The sequence below is a fragment of the Rhodococcus baikonurensis genome (assembly GCF_040489275.1).
GTDB lineage: Bacteria > Actinomycetota > Actinomycetes > Mycobacteriales > Mycobacteriaceae > Rhodococcus_F > Rhodococcus_F baikonurensis.
Window position 1 is genome coordinate 18,917 of the sequence record NZ_JBEUOQ010000024.1, and the last position, 16,973, is coordinate 35,889.

A 16,973-nucleotide genomic window follows, 5' to 3' on the forward strand; every position below is an offset into this window, starting at 1 on the left:
TTCAGTCTAGCTACCGACGCTTGGCGTGCAGGGGAGCGGCAGTCGCGTCGGCTGCTGGGAATTTCGGACGTGCGCTGTGGTGCGGCGGTGCTGGTGGTCATCGAAGACTCTTTTCCGTCTGGCGGCTGGTCAGACCGCTGGTTCGTGGGAACCGTGGTGCGCTTCGGAAATTCGCTGGTAGCACGCGAGCAATCAGGCAATGTTCGTTTATCTTGCCACAGTATGCCCGCATGCTGTGACGGTATGCAACTATGCTGATTCCATGACGACCGTGACGCGACGAATTCTCAAAGGTTTCGACCCAGCCGCGTTGATCCGAGCAAGGACGCTCCGCAAGCTCACCCGGAGCGATCTCGCGCGGATTGCATCGGTCAGCCTCAGCGCACTCGGCAACTGGGAAGCCGGGCGAGGAACACCGCAGGTCGACACTCTCGCTCGCGTCGCCGCAGCACTGGAAGTGCCCATGGAAACCCTGATCCCCATCCCCGAGAAAGATCGGACGCTTGCCGACCTTCGGAACATCGCGGGAATCACGCAGCCTCAACTGGGCAAAGCCACCGGTATCAGCACCACAGCAATCGGCGCTCTGGAGCGTGCCGAAGTGCGTCTGGCCGCCCTCGAACCGACGCGTATCGATGCACTGATTCAGTCGCTGAACACCACAAGAGCGGGATTTGAACGTGCGTATGCAAATGCGAAGAACAGACCGCCAGGAACCCCGGCGTAGTGCCGCACACGCTTCGAAAATTACTTCGAAGGTCGCCACTCTTACCGAAATATTGTGCCGCATTTGCTATTTCACCTGATCGCCCATTCGCAGCCGCTGCTGCCGTCGACGATCCACTGCCTGGCGTAGTCCGCTGATCGCCAGAGCGATCGCTACCGCAAGGACTGCGACAACGACGATGAGCCGGCGAATATCGAGGCCAGCACCTTCCGCGCCTGGAAGGGCCAGCAAGGGCGATTCCGATGCGGCGATGATCATGTTGTGTTCGAGGAGCCAGGCTGTGGCCCTGGCCGACATGGAAGGAAGGGCTCCGACGACGACACCGAAGATCAGTGGGGCTGCCATCAGCAGGGACATTTGATCCGCGTCAGAGAGTCCTGCTGAGTTCGCCGTATTCGGGGTGGTCCGCTGGGGTTCTGACTGACTGTCGAACATGACCGATCTCCTCGTGTCGCCGGAATTGGGCTTCTACGAGTAGGAAGATCCGGTGGAGGCGTCCTGTGTGACACGCGTGGGCAAACTATTTTCGGAACCTGGGTGTCGCACGTGACGGACGCGAGGCGTCGATACGTCCTGCCGCGTTTTTTGCGTTCGACTATCGGCCACACGTGCAGCAACTGTCACCAAAACTCAATGATAGGTCGTCAAAAATTACACTTAGAGCGATATTATTGATGCATGAAAGGTGATGATCGGCTCCTGGCACTGGCAGACCTCGCCCAAGAACAGTGGGGCATGTTCACCTCAGCCCAAGCCGCCGAGTCCGGCGTAAGTGCGCAACACCTCAAGCGGCTGGCAGACCGATTCATCCTCACCCGCATCAGGCATGGCGTGTACCGGCTGACAGGGACGCCGATTCACCTCACCGATCACGTACGCGCCCAATGGCTTGCACTCGACCCGACACGCTCGGCAGCAGAGCGCATCAACAGTGCCGATCCCCGCGGGGTCGCCTCTCATCGAACGGCCGCCGACTTGAGAGAACTCGGTGACATCGATGCCGACATTGCAGAATTCACCGTCCCGCGGCGGCGCAATACACGCAGCGACGGAGTCCGTTTCCACGTCGCCGCGCTGGACCCTACGGACTGGTCCCTACTCGACGGCCTGCCGGTCACGACGACAGCAAGGACGATCGTTGACCTCGCTTCCTCTCGCACAGACGGTGGACACCTCGCGGGAGTGGTGTGGGATGCACTGCGCACCGACCAGGTCTCGCGAGAACAACTGGAGTCCGAACTGCGCCCATTCGCGCACCTCTACGGCGCCCCCCTCGGCGACGGAGCGGGGTTCGTCGCCGCCCTCATCGACGACGTCGCCGCCTCGAACCTGATGGCCATACCGACCGAGGCACTGCAAGAGAAAGCCGCCACCACCGGCGAGGACGCGCACAGGCACGGTGTCCTGAATATTCTGCGTGATCCTGCTCTACCTGCCGCGATTCGTGCACTACGGAAACAAGGAATTCTATAGTGTCACAACATTATTAGACGTCAAAAGCACTTCATAGCGCGGCGCTGTCAGACCGTCGACATTGCTGCGGCACGTGGCGCGAGGAGGTTACTCGAGGAGGTCTGCCACGTGTCGCCCGTCCGTCCCACCGACGAGTTTGAGATTCAGACCTGCGCGCGACGCCAAGGATAATGCGCCGATGCCGTCGGTCAGAGCGGCGTGGGTGATGCGGTCGAGCCCCGCTCCGACAAGTGGGGCGGCCGTCCGCAATGTTGCTTGCAGTGCAACAGAGTTAGTCGAACCGCCGTGCATCAGCAGGTTTCTCTGTCGATAGAGGCGCCGCATCGCGGTGGTGATGTGTTTGGAGACGTCGTTGAGGGTGCGGCGAGGATCTTTCACGACCTGGTTCATGCGTTCCTGGGCGGCGATATCCGTCGGCCGTGTCAATGCCAGCGACCGACCAGATTTGAGGGATTCCGCTACCAATAGAGCCCTCTCCCGATTGGAGGCGGCAGAGGCAAGTGCCAGCGCAAGCCGGTCCGGTTCTTCCGGGTCATGGCGGTGAGCCAAGGAGGTCAATTCACCACGAGGCCATGAACATGCCACCAATGCGGCCATACGATCGGCAGCGACGGAGCCCCGGTCTCGGGTGTCGTCACCGTCGGCGGATGAGATCAGCAAGGCCTCGATGGCCGCCCATCCCCCGGAGATGGCAGGGCCGGGGGATCCGAAGTTCAGCGATGCGGCAAGTTCGAGTGCGTCGTCGAGAGCTGTCGGCTCAGCAACGTCGTATACCCGACGCTCGGCCTGTAGGGACAGCACGAACGCCCCACGCCCGTGTTCGCGGCGCAGTTCGATCTTTTCAGTGTCCGTGCCGCTGCTGACCCAGACTGTGCCCAGCGGCAGCGGGATCTTGTGGCCGCGGGTCCGTTTGCGGGTGTAGCCGCTACGCGCAATCAGCCGATCGACGGTCTCGGCGACAGCGTCGGCTGCGCCGAAGGTGTCTCGGGTCTCCACTGTGTAGAGGAAGCCTCCGCACGTGAGGATGCCTCCTGGAGACTTCGTCTTGTCCTGAATCCACTCGTTCACCTGCCCAGCGGTGCGCCACTGCGGCAGATCCTGCGCCAACTCCATCTTGGGCAGCGCGATGAATGGGACCATTACCTCGAACGAGTGGGCACTGCCGTGGGCCAACGCTCCCGCAGAATCGAGCAACTCGGCCAGGGAATGACCGCCGTACACATGCCCGGAGACCCAACGATGCAGAAAACCCATGCTGTATCCGCAGTCGAGGAGATGCGAGGCAACGGCCCGGGCTAACCGCTCTGGCGAGGGCCGCGAGGATCCCTGCACCGCCACAGCCCAACGCGCGATGTAACCGTCCTGCACCAGATCCGTCAGCTGAGCCAGTGTTCGGTGATGGCGGCTTCCGTGCGGAACTCCGGATCGGAGAGTGGCTCGCAACTGCGTGCGCAGTTCCTTCTCGCCGACGCCCCGATCGCGGCCGGCGAGACGTTCGATATCGTCTGCCAGCCAGGAAACCGCGCTCGTCGAAAGCACGTTCCGCTCGCGCCAACGAGACGCTTCGTCGAGTTCGCGCAATGCCAGAACCGTTCCGGTATCCCAGAGTCGGCGCTGCCAAGGCGAGGTGTCGGAAAAGAAGTCCAACAACCGCACGAAGATGTGCGCGGAATACGGATCAGCGTCCGCACCCTGCGATGCGGCGATGATATGCACGGTGACTGGATCGAGAGGTTTGCTCACCGGAATATCTTCACGTAAACTTCGAGACAAGCGAAACGCTGCAATCTTGAGCAGGGGAATAGTCCTTCGGGACTATTCCCCGCTTTTTCGTTCTCAGCATAGAACATATGTTCGAGGTTAGTTCTGTGTGTGGCAGCGGTTAGGTCACGAGTGCTGAACCAATAGCGAAGGTCCGGTCGGCCAGTTCTTGCCCGTAGACGGTTGCGATGTTGGCCGCGACCGGGGCCCACGCAGTGCGGAACCATTCCAAGCCGCGTTTGAGGCCTTTCGACATCACGGTATCGAGGTCATCGAGAACGTCCTCGACATCGCTGGGGTCGATGTTCGGATGTGCTGGGGCGGAGGCGATGTCGCTGCGAAGCGTGCGCACTAGCTCCACGGCTTCCTCGATGGTGACGCCTTCGGTGTTGTTGACGGTGACGGTGTGGTTTTGCCCGCCGACGACTTGGCTGCTGATGGTTCCGTAGTTCTCGGCCGAGTAGTTCGTGACGTGGTTCGAGACGGGCACCGGCATCGCAGCATCCTCGATCGGGAAGGAACTGCGTAAGGCTCGGTGGCCTTTCGGGGTGAGTTCGGCATAGGTGAATTCGTTATTGGCGTTGCGCTGTCCCGTGATCAGCCTGCGGTCCGCAAGGTCATCGAGAGCCAATCCGACTTCCTGATGAGTGAGAGCGCCGGTGAAGTCTTCACCGTCCGGCCCGCCGACGATGCCAGTGAAGTGTCCGGTGCGCGCGATCGAGGACAGGACCTGGCGGCGTGCGAATTCCTCGCGGTACGACTCAACAGTGTTGCGGGCCCGCATCTTACCGACAGTGGTGAGATGAAAATCGTAGCTGCCGTCGAGGGTGTAGGTGTCTTCGACCAATTCAAGATTTTCGAGTTCGTCGTACACGAAGCGGGCATCGTCATATGGGCAGACCTGTACTGGAAGGGCAACGGCTGGATCGTTGTCGGCCAACCAGCGCAATGCGCGCATAGCGCGAAAGGAGATGCTCACGTTGTGCTCCGTCGTGATCGCGTCGTGCCTGAGTTGGCGCGACGATTCGACACTATCGGCCGCATGTGACATGCATGCTGGAGCAGACGACAGAGGGCTCCGCGTGCACGGACGCCGTTGGCAGTCACAGACACTTTCCGCGATAACGACGACACCGAGAAAGCCGCACGGCCGTCGCGACCGCCCCTACATCCCAATTTCGTCGTCCCACCTGGGTGCGGCTCGATTGCGCACAGGCTGTTTACACGTTGTCTTACGGCTTCCGGTAAGCGAGAACGCGGGAATTCCGAGCGCAGTTAGTACTTGTCGAATACCAAGACCAAGTCGAGGTGGTGCGGTCACCGCTTAACAACGCAACCGCACCGCACCGCATCGCAGGGCAGGGCAGAGCCAAGCCCGCGCCCGCATCAATGCCAGCCGTTCGGCTGCACGGCAGTGGGTGCCGGCCGAGCTCGACAGAGGTCACGCCAGCTCAGGTACCTGAACAGGCTTGCGAATCGAGACGTACGAACTGTCCGGAATCGCAAGATCGCCCATCTCGTCGGTGTCGCTGCGCCAGGTCAACGAGAGCAACGAGTCTTCGATGATGTCGGGCTCGGGTTCGGTGTCGACAACGACCCACTCGTCGGTGTCCTCCATCAACATCAGATCTCCCAGTGCCACGTCAGAGGCGCGAACATCCTGGACCGGTCCGTATTGGTCCTCGTGTTCGTTTCCGCTGCCGAATGCATAGTCCGGTTCCTCGCGTGGAGCCGTATCGTCGACTGCTGCCTTGACGACGGTGAGTCTGGTTCGGGCCTGTTCGACGTTCGACGGTTCTGGTCGGGATTCGGGATCGGAGAGTTTGTCGAGAAACGCCGCCGCATCGGCGGCATCGTTTGTCGCGAACGCCGGCCGGCGGTAGGTGTCGAGGTCGACGAAGTCCGCCATCGCTTGTCGCTTCTTCGGAGTTTCGGACGCCCCCAACAGACCCAACAATGCGGTCGGCGATGCGAGCCGGGGATCGGTCTCGCCATTCATCCGTGCTCGTGTGAGTACCGGGTCGAGGTCAGGCCTGTCACTGGCAAGGACCCAGTCAGCGGCGACGTAGTCGAAATAGGTCAGGGGTGCGGGTTCTGACGTTTCGTCGGAGTCGTCGATGTCTGCCAGAGATTCCGGCGGCACGATGAGCAACCGCGGGTGTCTGGTCACCGCTGGCCGAAGTCTGTCGAGGAGTTCAGCGTCGGGAGTGCCGTCTCGCGTCTTCCGCGGGTCCGGCACGCGGTAGCACTGAATTTCGAGCGCCTGATAGGTGTCCGTGACAGTGGTACCGCGTCCTCGGCACTTGCGCGGAACGCTCGTGCCGATCGACGGCGACTGCCACATCATGACGGCAGCTTGAGGTGAGAGCCGCCCCATGGAGATGCGCATCGCGAAGTTGTCACGCATATCGCCCTTGAAATAGATCGCATCGGGGCGCTGTGTGCCGAAGACCAGATGCACTCGCGACGTACGAGCCTTGCGCGCCATCGATGCCAGCATGTTGAGTACCGGTGGTTCCCTCGGTCCGCCTTTTGGTTTGACCGAGAAGTACCAATCTTCGACATTGCCGCGGAATTCCGCCCACTCGTCGAGGAACACCAGGACCGGTTCGAAGTCCGTTTCCGTTGCCTCGCCCATTTTGATCTTGTCGTAGCGGAACTCCATCAAGTCGCGTGCCCGGTGCACCATCGCAACTTGCTGTTCGATGGACGTGGCGACCACTTGAACATTGGGCCAGTCCTGGAAGCCGAGGAATTCGACGTATTTTCCATCGAGCACCCAGATCGGCCATCCGCGGCGCGAGAAGTTGACCAACAGGTTGTGTGCCGTCACTGTCTTGCCGCTACCGGGAGGTCCGACCAGCATCAGATTCGGATCGATCGCGGGGCGCCACACCACTTCGTTGCCATCTTCGTCGACACCGTATGGGATCTCGACGGAGTCGTAGTTGGCCAACAAATCGACTTCCGGGTCGATGTCCGGGGCGGGCAACCAAATGCTGTCGGGGAACGCGGTGCGTTGCTCGAACGTGACCTCGTCCGTGTGATGGTTCCACTTTGCTCGCCAGCGTCCGGGGAACATCGCATTGATCGCGCGTTCGACACGAGTTCGATAGCCGTCCGAGACGAGCTTCGATCCGATTTCGTGCCGCACCTTCATGGAGGTGACTTCACCTGTCTTGGCATCGACATCGATCGCGGTGACCGTTGCGGTCGGTCCCAGCAGTTGCCCGACGTAGCGTTTTGCACGCGCCACCGCTTCACTGTCGGAGGGCTCTCGTTCCGGTTCCGCCGCGGGTGTGAAGATCAATCGCCGACGGTTGCGGTCGTGTTCTGCGAGGGCGAAGAATCCCCACCCTTGGTCTTCGAAAACCTCGCAGATGTCGTCGACCCATGTGTCGTCGTTGAGCGGTTGCGCCGACTGGTAATAGACAGTGAGTTTTCCCGGCACGCCCGGTGTCCCTCCGCTCCACTTCGATACCGACAACACCGCCCGCGTCGCTTCAGGGAGTCCCATGACAGGGCAGAGCCGTTCGACAACTTCGTCGACGTCGACATCTCGGAGTTGTTTTCTCTTCCCCACAACTCCGGTGTAGACCGCGCCTATCGACAGACCTGCGGCCGCCGGAATGGACAAGGCGGCATACCCGAACAGCGGGGCTGCGGCGCCGACACCCACTGCTGCGCTTCCGAGGCAGAAGCTGTCGCGAACCCAGTTATGCGACCGTGCCGGCAGCGAACTAATGCGTGGGGAACGAGCGAATCGGGCGGGGGCCTTTTCCTGCGCGGGACTCGTCATCGCCGACCCCCGATCACCTGGCGGCGATCGATTCCGGTCTGCATCTGCATGGCGCTCCTCCTGTGGTCGGTCAACCGCGCGCTCGCGCAGCTGCCTCGGATGGTCCTTCTACTCATAGGAAGATCCCGCCGACCGGACCTGAGTGACATCGCGGCGAAAAATCTTCAGAGAAAAATGTCTCTGGACTTTCACTCATGCCAGACCTTCTACCGACGCATCCGGCAGTGCCTTGTATCCGATGCATTACTGAGTGACAGGTTCATGGGAGCCATCCCATCGCCCTCCCACTGCAACTTCCCTTCGCGGAGCCCGCACAACAACTGGCGCTCACTCCAATCGCGAAATAACACCGTCACCCCTTGACACGTGGGTTACGCTCCGAACAGCGCAACGAAGTGAGCATGGATCGGAGCGACCCTCCGCGTAGGGGATAAATTCCCTCCCCGGCAACTAGATCAAATTCGCGCTGTTCAGCTGGTTACGGCCTTGGAAACGAGGGCCCGAACCGGCCCTTGTCTCCTCGTCGCACCCAGGCAGACAACCGCAAAAGTGTCTTCTCCCGATCGCCACCCACGCCCCTCCCATGAGGGAATCAACGTCGCGAGCCTGTCCCTGTCCGGCGTCTGCGATATGTTCGGTGTCGAGTCGTTTCGCGTGACTCCCACCCATGTTCGAGCAGGCGCCCGCATCGTCGTTTCGGCACAAAGTTGGGGAAGGTCCTCCGGATCCGCGGATGCTTTTCGACACTGACCCCTTGATGGGTACATGCGGGGCACCCGTCAACGCGCCCAGTGATCGGAGCACACTCATGGTCTCGAATTCGGCTCGTAAGAAAGCTGCCCGAGAACACCAGCTACTGCACGGCGGGACTTATGCATCGGCGCTCGCTGCAGTGAAGCAGATCGAAGTCTCAGTCCCAAGTCTGTCCTCGTGGACCCTGTCTCGAATGATCGACGACGGAGTACTCGGCGACGGCACCGCAGCATTTCTAGAGCATTGCGTTGCCGTGGGCCGAGTTGTCGTCATCGCCGGACCGATCGGCAGCGGGCGCAATGCCCTGTTGAACGCCTTGGCCAGAGGTATCCGTGAGGATGCACGAGTCGGCATCGTGGCTCGCGGAGGCTGGAAAGGACTCGACGAACTCGTTCCCCGCTTAGGCAATGCTGTCGTTGCCTAAGCTCCCTCAGGGCTCGCTCAATCACTGGATTGGGAGTTCTCGCTGAGTCGGCAACAACTCGAGTACCTGGTCGTGGACGAGATCATCGAGCCTGGTGATGGACATTTCTTTACTCGGTTCGTCTCCGAAAATGTGTGCGGGGCGCTGGCGACGATTCAGGGGCAGACTGCCGACGAGGCCTTATCGCGGATGGCCGCGAACTTCGCGGCACTACCAGTCACAGAGACCACTCGTGTGCGTGCCGACGGAATCGAGGACATCGAAAAGTTCATTCACGAGGTCGTCAACGTCGTCGTTGTCATGAAGCCGGGCGGAGTGCGGGCAGTTCCCACAGTTTCCGAAGTCGCTGCGGTCTCCAGTGGACGAGGGCGCAACGGTCCGACATCGACGGCTCTGCTGACCGAGTCCGATCACACGAGCGACGCAGTGAATGAAGCCGCCAACCTTCTCGGTCCAGCGCGTCGACCTTTTTGGAGGCCAACCAAGGATTGGCGATTCATGAAGAGGTGTCAGTGATCCGAATTCGATCGATGCGCGTTGTTGCCAAGCGGTCGTTCTTGCTGCTCAACGCCAGGTTCCTGCAAAGGGGATGTTGGGTCCGCGATTGTCGTGAGCGCACCTCGCCGGGACTGTGGCAATAACACCGGACGAGCGTCGTTGAGGTGTTTCGACTCCGAATCGGGCCGAATTTCTCGTGTGGCCACTCATCTGCCACGGCGCAGGCTTGTGCTGTGGCAGATGAGTCGACCACTCCTGGCTCATCGGACGGCTACGGCGCTCACACGCCAGACATCGAGTTTGATGGCACTCATGTAGACGGCGAAGGTGTTTTTGCTCAGTTCTTTTCCATCCGGTCCGGTGGCAGTCTGCGTCACTGCTAGAACGCGGGAAACTTTTTCGGGTTGATCAGCAGGGTGTTCGTCGCCGGCGATACTCGCTGTGGCAATGACGATCGCATGGTCGTCTGCCCAGTTCTGCCATTGCTTGCCGGTGATGGGTGCGAGCGCAATGAATGAGTCGGCGTTCGCGGCGTAGTACCTCTCGTCGAGGAGTGGCGCCGCCCGTTGAGCTGCCGCGGATTGGTTTACGTCCTTGCCTGGCGCGTAGGAGAGCATGGTGCGAGCGGCGGCGAGCATGACCGACTGCGCGTCGTTCTCGTTGGCTCCGGCCAGTGTGTCGGGGAGCGCTGGAGGCGGAGTGGTGGTCAGGGCTGGAGGGGCGGTCGGCGGCGACGGAACTGTCGTCGGCGCCGAGCCGGATTGGCTACTTTCAGCGAGGACGTCTGTCGAGGGGAGTGGGGGTACCGTCCACGAGCTGTCGGCTTCGGCGCTCGTTTCCACCGCATGATCTTCGGGTTCGTCGCTTCCTCCGCACGCTGTCAGTACCAATGCGGCAGATGTGAGAGCAGCAAGAGCGAGCGAGCGTTTGCGAGTAATCATGGTGAAGGTTTCCTATCCGAATCGTTTGACGTACATCTCTTCGCCGGCCCAGCCGGAGAGCGGCATGATCGAGACGCTTTTCCCCGATTCCGGGGCGTTGAGCAACATGTCCTGTCCGTTTTCGGTGCCATAGAAAATGCCGACGTGATGGGTGTCGCCGCCTGCGCCGAAGTAGATCAGGTCACCTGGACGCTTCTGGTCGAACGGAATGTCTTGGCCTCGGGAGTCGTACAGCTGGCCGGGATTGGAGTGACTTCCGGTGAAGTGAGGGAGCAAAATTTGGCCACCGGATGCTTGGTAAACCGCGTACAACGTCAAGCCTGAGCAGTCGAAGCCGACCTTGTTCGAATCGCCGTTCGCATCTCCTGCCCCGCCGCCATCACTGATGCCTTTCGTTGGGCCGTTCTGATCTCCGCCTCCCCACGCGTACGTTGTTCCGATCCATTGGGAGGCCGCAGCGATCACGTTCTCTGCGAATGGCCCCCCGGGCTTGAACTGGGGTCCACCGGGGTTCGAGGTTCCAGGCGCGCAGGCGCCGCCATCGATGATCGTTGTTGCGCCGCCACCCTTGACGATGTCTGCCAGCTCCTGCGGCGTCAGGTCTTTGCCTGAACCTTTGAACTGCGAAGCTAGTTGCCGAGCGAGCGTTTCGTCGTCGGCGTATGCCTCAGGGTGGGCCGATCCCTGCACGGTTTGGGCGGCGACGGTGACTGGCATGGTTTGCCAGCCCGAAACTTTGAGCAACGCGTCAAAGAATTTGACGTTCGCCGTGACGGGGTTCATCAACTCTTCCGCGGTGCCCCAGATGCCGACTTGCTGTTGGTATTGATTGACCGAGAGGTGATCGCTTCCGACGCCGTCGTGGGGATATTGCAGCGACTCGGGCACGTTGGAGCTGGCGAGCATTCGATAGGTCGATTCCTGGCTCATGGTGGCCAGGGCAACCACGATTCCTTGATCAGGAACGGCCATGGACTCACCTATGGCGACAGCCTGTTTCGCCAGCGCTGTTTGGCTGGCGTTGAGACCGCCCGTGCCGGCGGGGGTGGATTTCGCCACCAACTCTGCGTCGGGCTGAGCGGGGACGGAGGCTGCTGCCGGGGAGGCGGTTCCTCGTTGCTTGAGCCAGGGAACCGGGTCCACTCCACCGCCCATCGACCATTGTCCTGGGTAGATACCGAAGTGCAGGTGCGGGCCGCTGGACTGTCCTTCGCTGCCGACTTTGCCGATGAGTTGGCCTGCGGTGACCTTGTCGCCGGCTTTGACGAGCACTCCTGCTGCGGTCATGTGTCCGTAGAGAGATTCGACGGTCTGCCCATCGATGGTGTGCCGGATGCGGATCCAGTGTCCGTAGCCCGAGGCCGGTCCGGCGACGACGACTTCGCCGTCGCCTGCGGCGTAGAAGGGGGTATCCAATGGGGCGGCGTAATCCTGTCCGTCATGCATTCCGCCTTCTCGCATGCCGAACGGCGAGCTGATCGTGTACGTACCTTCGGCCATCGGAACTGCCAGCGATCCAGGTTTCAGACCTACCAAGGATCCGTCTGCACGAATGTCGGTACCGGTCGGCTGTCCGCAGGTGGTGTCCTCACCGGTGAGGGACAAGATGACGAGAACCGGCGCCATCAACACGACCATGCACACGATCGGCACGGAGATGAGGATCCACCACCACTTCTTCGACGAACTTTCCGAATCAGGGGACGGTGGTGCCGCCAGGAGCGTCATCAGCGCGGCCGCCGGGTCAGCGAGCTCGGCTGCGGGGTCCTCGCGTTACCTGCTCCTGCTTGAGCTGCCGCCGCAATCAGTCCTGCGGTTCTCGAGCCGGAACCGGTGGGAATGTTGACGGCGGGAACAACTGGAGCAGCTGGCGGACGTGCAGGCGCGGCGGTTGGCTTCGGTGCCTTCGGAGCGCGGGTAGGAGTAGTAGGCAACAACAGCGGTGCGCCGGAATCGGTGGTGAATTCGCGGAAAGCCCGACCGTCTGGTGCAACGGTCTTCGATGCTGAACTGCGAACTTGTCCGCGCTCCGGAGCAAGCCCCGACGGTGCTGTGGCGATCGCCTTCTTGATGCCCGGTTTGTCTGCAACAGCCGCCTTCGAAAGTCGACTGCGTACCGCGGCCGCCGCGCTATCCGTACCGGTTCCACGGCTCGGTGAGCTCGTAGAGGACCGTGAGCCCGAGGACTGTGAACGGGCCATCGTGGCCGGGTCGGAGAGATTGTCGATCGACTTCTTGGCCTTCTTCGCTCCAGAGACTGCTTTCGTGCCCGCCCAGACTGCGGCAGCGACGCCTCCCGTTACCGCAGTCGATGTCGCTGTGCCAGCTACTGAGCCAACGGCTTTGGTTGAAGTAGTCGCCTTCTTCGCGATCTTGCCTGCACCCTGGACCGTGGCCTTGCCGCCACGGTAGATCTGTCGGCCCTGTGCAGCCATCAACGCGATATCGCGGCCCGACGTCGGGGTAGATCTGGTGATGGATGTGGGTGCGGCATCGGGGCGCTTCGCCAAAATCGACGCCAGGCTGTCCGACATCCGTTGCAGACCCTTGATCGCGCGGCGGAAGAGGAGGAGCGCGATGATCAGGAAGATGTCGACGAAGAAGACGGTGCGGATGAGGTTCGATTCGTCTGAAGCGAAAAGGTCTTGGACGACGAGCACGTATCCGACCAGGAAGACGATGGAAAACATCATCTGCAGCAGCGCCATCGCGACGTTGGCGATTGTGCGCCAAAACTGTCCACGCATCGACGGCGCGATGGCGACGACGATGCCAGGGATGGATTTGATGGCGTTGCCGATCGACACCCCGGCCGCGAGTACCAGCCTGCCCGCCAGGTAGATCGCGAAGGCCATCAGCAGGGTGCCGGCGAAGATCAAGAAGAGCAGGCCCATAGCTTGACCCGGGCCAGGGTTGTCGGCGTATTGCTTCATCGGACCGTCATCGCCGTCGCATGCCGCGATCGCGTCTTTGATGCGGTCTTCGGGCTTGTCGTCCGGGTTGATCAGGTCCAGGGCTGCCCCCGCGCCGGGAAGAATGTCACCGACCTTCTCTTGCACCTTGTCCATGACCCCGGGCCCGTCCGGGGTTGCGGCGTACGCCTCGTCGAATTCTTTGACGCACTTGCCGTTGTTGTCCGGCGCATCGAGGACGACACCGAAGTTGATCAGTTGGGTGGGTTGACGCAGGAAGGTATCTACGAGGGTCGATTTGATGGTGTCGATCTGTTGATCGGCGTTGCCGCTGGTGTTCCCACCGTTGGCCAGTCCCGACGCGACTTCGAGTCCGGCATCGCGTGCAGCGAAAACGAGGCCGTCGTTCCCGACGACACGGTCGAGCGGGTTGGCGAGGAATCCGACGGCCGCGGCCGCGATGACGCACGACATGAGCAGTTCGTAGATGCCGGTGGAGAAGCGGCCGCGTACGAACCACACGGCCACGCTGAATCCGGCGATCGTCAACATCAGTGGGGTGAGCGCGAATTGGTCGGTGATCGAAGTGACGGAGTCTGCGATGGTGCGGATCGGCGTGAGAATCATTTCGATCCAGTCGAAGGACAACGCGTAGGTGATGAACCAGATCGCGGTCGCCATCAGGAATCGGAAGATCTCGTATTCGAGGGTGATGATGTAGGCCCAGATCATTCTCCAGCCGCCGCCCATCGAGGCGTTGCCCTTGTCGATCGAGAGGAAGTAGCTCCAGGCGTCGATTCCGTGCGTGTCCTTGAGTGCCATCCACGCGAAGAACGGTGATGCACCTCCTCCTCCGCTGGGGTCTGCGGCCGCGGGCGTTGCGAAAATCAGCAATAGCGCACCAAGGGCGTGCCATCCGGCGGCCGCCCGAATGAGCAGGCGGCTCCACCAGCGTGACCACAGCCAGCGAGAGATCGGTTTGCTCGCGTACATGATGACGACCAACCAGGATTCGGGAATCCAGGCTTTGGCGAGCCTGCCGGCGAAGTGCAGGAGCCAGCGCAGTGAGTGTGTGACCGCGGCGCGGACGCTGAAGTACTCGCGGGCTTCGGGACGGCCCTCGACAACGTCCTGGTCGAGGGGGTGCGCCGCGGTCGAGGTCATGCCTTCACCAGCTTCTTGTTGTCTTTCGGGGTGGTCAGTGCGGCTTCACGGCGCGATTCGGTGGCGGGGAGAAGTGTCTTGATGCGGCCGACGTTTCCCCCGCCGTCGCGCATGTAGCCCTCGCCTCGGCGATGCGGCTCGACGTAGCCGTCCTGGCCTGTGACCGGCGCTGTCTGCTCCGTGAGCTCTTTGACCAGGTCTCGGTTCTCTGGGTCCAGGCCCAGCCACTCGATCGCGCGCTTGGCGAGGCCTTCGTCAGTGTGGCGATGAACAAATCGGGTTTTGATGAGGCCACGAAGTTTCGGTGTTCCGAAGGCGCAGTCCTGATCACCTAATCCCACTGCTGCAGAGGACTTTCGGCCTTGAAGAACGAAATCTTCGATGATGTCGATACCGTCGTCGGCATTGAGAAGGTGATGGGCTTCGTCGACGAGGAATAGCGCCATCTGATCGGAGTCGGCGAAGCACTGCCCGCGGGCGATCTTCGCGATGAGTGTGTAGACGGCGTGACCGAATCGTTTCTCGAGCGGCAGATTGTCGTACAGGTGCTGCTTCTCTGTCTGCAGCTGGGTGGGGAGCTCGACGCGGTGGGTTCGGAAGATGATCGCGGGTGCGGTGATCGGCAACGCCGGCAGATCCTTCGCGAAGAGCGCTGCGGCATAGCTCAATCGGGCGTAGACGTTCATCTCTTCGCCGAGGTCGTGGGCGCCGGCGATCAGGCAGTCGTCGGAGAGGAGGTGCTCGGTGAGCTCGCCCAGCCCTGCGTAGGGGTGACTGGTGCGATAGGACGGTTCGAGCACCTTGGCCAGCGCCTTGCCGTGTGTTGATGTCGGCTGGATTCGCAGCAAGGCCAGCATCACCGATTGCGTCATCTCCGCCGCGATGTTGGGCGGGAAGATCCGCAGTGGGTCGGTGCTGTAATCGGGTTCGACCAGATCGACGATGACCGCATCAGTGACCGCCCGAGCCCAGTTGGCGTATTCGCCGAGGTCACTTTGATCGATGCCGATGACCTGGCCGCCGCAGTCGACGACGTGACCGGCGATCACCTTCATGGTGACGGACTTTCCGGATCCGAGCTCCCCGGTGACAGCCCACGAAGAGGACTGGTCCCGGAGGGACTTACCGAGTATGTCGTTGAAAACCGCACCGATCCGGGCTGCCGTGATGTTGAGTGCCAGCAGGGGTCCGGAACTGTCGCCCAGATCGTTGCGAGTGAACGGCATGTAGGCCGCGAAATGTGTCGAGGTGGTGATGTGCCCGAATTCGCGCACGATCTTCGACGTCGGAACGCCGGGAATCATTGCCCACCACAGGTCCTCTTGAAAACCGAGCGGCGCGACCAGCTTGTAGTCCTGATGTTCAAAGGACTTCTTCACTGTTTGGGCATCAGCGAGGGCCTGCTCTTCGGTCGACGCGCCTACGGCGAAAAGCGCTGTCCAGGCGACTTCGACCTCGTCACGGTTGGTTTCGAGAAGCGAGCTGTACTCGGTCAGTGCAGAGGCTGCGATATCAAGGGCGCCCTGTCCACCTGCCAGCTCGCCTTCCCGCTGCTCGTACTGTTCTTTGAGGTTTTCCAGCGCACGCTTGTTCGCGCGCATCACGTCAGCGCCTGCTGTCACCTTGAGTCGAGCAACGAAATCGACGTCGATGTCTCCGAAGTCGTCGGCCAGGGAAAAGAATTCCGAGCCGGGAAAGAGGACACCACCGGAGGGCATGTCCGCTAGCGCGAGAATTACTTGGTACGACGCGGGTCGATCATCGATGTCGTAGGGCTGATCGATCTTGAGAACTCGACTGAATGTGGGGACCTTCGGACGCCACCAAGTCGTGGGCTCATCACGATCTGATTGCGCGCCTTCGTCGAGTCGTGCTGGGGCAAGAGCCGCTCCCGATTTCGGGGAAGGCGTGGACGCGGCGCCAGGCATGTCTCGATCGACATGGAGGCCGCGGCTCATGGAGTGCTGCCAGAGCCAAACCATCTGCGCTGGCGTTGCCGGCCGAGCCCCGAAGACTGCGGGGATGTCGGCGATGATGAGATCCGCCTGACGAATTCGCGCCCGTACCTCGTCTTCGGGGACGGAAGTTCGAGGGAGTCCGATGAAGTCCGACAGCGACGACCATGCCGCGTGCGTGGCGGCTTTTGCTTGTCCGGCGAGTCCTGTCGTTGTCAAAGGGATGCTCAGATAGAACACTCGTTGGCCGGGGCGATAGAGCTCGATGGAGTCGAGGGTCGCCTCGCATTCGATCGCCCAGTCTGTGTGGACATCGAGATCAACGCCCTCGGTCATCCTCGCCACGACCGCTTCCGCACTCAGCGACGACGCGATGCCCATCAACATCGACTCGCCGGGCAGCGCGCGCACCAGCATCGTGTGCAGAGTCCGGGCGGTGCGCTTGTCGACGTTGGGTCGGTAGCCGTAGTCCATCCCGCTCAGTACGTAGTCGGCCCACACGACACCGGATTTCGTCCACCGGATATTTGCTGCCATCGACAGAGTTGGCTGTTCCATTGCGGCGA

At 61.5% G+C, this 16,973-nt stretch carries 12 protein-coding genes; 4 read left to right on the forward strand and 8 right to left on the reverse strand.

The features are described 5' to 3' along the window. Positions 1-262 precede the first annotated feature (262 nt). A complete protein-coding gene (locus ABWI03_RS31080) occupies positions 263-727 on the forward strand; it encodes a helix-turn-helix domain-containing protein (RefSeq protein WP_003944268.1) in 465 nt (154 codons plus the stop codon). A 66-nt stretch (positions 728-793) separates the two neighbouring features. On the opposite strand, the gene ABWI03_RS31085 is transcribed toward ABWI03_RS31080, so the two are convergent. Next, positions 794-1,072, reverse strand: coding sequence for a hypothetical protein (locus ABWI03_RS31085; protein WP_232509007.1), 279 nt, complete (start codon positions 1,070-1,072; stop codon positions 794-796). Between the two features lie 333 nt (positions 1,073-1,405). On the opposite strand from ABWI03_RS31085, the gene ABWI03_RS31090 reads away from it, so the two are divergent. Beyond that, positions 1,406-2,200 carry a type IV toxin-antitoxin system AbiEi family antitoxin domain-containing protein gene (locus tag ABWI03_RS31090; RefSeq protein WP_003944244.1) on the forward strand — a complete coding sequence of 265 codons (795 nt, stop codon included), beginning with the start codon at positions 1,406-1,408 and terminating at the stop codon, positions 2,198-2,200. 87 nt (positions 2,201-2,287) lie between these two features. On the opposite strand, the gene ABWI03_RS31095 is transcribed toward ABWI03_RS31090, so the two are convergent. From ABWI03_RS31095 to ABWI03_RS31105, 3 genes are all read right to left on the reverse strand, one after another. Next, on the reverse strand, positions 2,288-3,943 hold the full coding sequence (locus tag ABWI03_RS31095; protein WP_003944271.1) for a hypothetical protein: 1,656 nt from the start codon (positions 3,941-3,943) through the stop codon (positions 2,288-2,290). A 139-nt stretch (positions 3,944-4,082) separates the two neighbouring features. Further along, entirely contained in the window at positions 4,083-4,940 is an 858-nt protein-coding gene (locus ABWI03_RS31100) for a hypothetical protein (RefSeq protein WP_003944282.1), read from the reverse strand. Between the two features lie 462 nt (positions 4,941-5,402). Then, complete coding sequence (locus tag ABWI03_RS31105) at positions 5,403-7,760, reverse strand: FtsK/SpoIIIE domain-containing protein (protein WP_198402576.1); 2,358 nt, start codon at positions 7,758-7,760, stop codon at positions 5,403-5,405. 808 nt (positions 7,761-8,568) lie between these two features. Between ABWI03_RS31105 and ABWI03_RS31110 the strand changes: the two genes are divergently transcribed. Both ABWI03_RS31110 and ABWI03_RS31115 read left to right on the forward strand, forming a co-directional pair. Then, on the forward strand, positions 8,569-8,937 hold the full coding sequence (locus ABWI03_RS31110; RefSeq protein WP_003944208.1) for a hypothetical protein: 369 nt from the start codon (positions 8,569-8,571) through the stop codon (positions 8,935-8,937). Positions 8,938-9,009: 72 nt separating this feature from the next. Further along, on the forward strand, positions 9,010-9,453 hold the full coding sequence (locus ABWI03_RS31115) for a hypothetical protein (protein WP_003944270.1): 444 nt from the start codon (positions 9,010-9,012) through the stop codon (positions 9,451-9,453). A gap of 242 nt (positions 9,454-9,695) precedes the next feature. Here the strand turns inward: ABWI03_RS31115 and ABWI03_RS31120 are convergent, their stop codons facing one another. From ABWI03_RS31120 to ABWI03_RS31135, 4 genes are read right to left on the reverse strand one after another with little or no spacing between them, the layout of a single operon-like run. Next, positions 9,696-10,376, reverse strand: a complete 681-nt coding sequence (locus tag ABWI03_RS31120; RefSeq protein ID WP_003944203.1) for a hypothetical protein — start codon at positions 10,374-10,376, stop codon at positions 9,696-9,698. A 12-nt stretch (positions 10,377-10,388) separates the two neighbouring features. Beyond that, entirely contained in the window at positions 10,389-12,104 is a 1,716-nt protein-coding gene (locus ABWI03_RS31125) for a peptidoglycan DD-metalloendopeptidase family protein (protein WP_003944272.1), read from the reverse strand. Further along, positions 12,104-14,452, reverse strand: coding sequence for a hypothetical protein (locus ABWI03_RS31130; RefSeq protein ID WP_003944264.1), 2,349 nt, complete (start codon positions 14,450-14,452; stop codon positions 12,104-12,106). Before ABWI03_RS31130 ends, ABWI03_RS31125 begins: the two co-directional genes overlap by 1 nt. Then, the gene (locus ABWI03_RS31135; RefSeq protein ID WP_232509008.1) at positions 14,449-16,944 is read right to left on the reverse strand and encodes an ATP-binding protein; all 2,496 of its coding nucleotides are present in this window, start codon (positions 16,942-16,944) and stop codon (positions 14,449-14,451) included. The genes ABWI03_RS31130 and ABWI03_RS31135 overlap by 4 nt, the downstream gene beginning before the upstream one ends. Positions 16,945-16,973 lie beyond the last annotated feature (29 nt).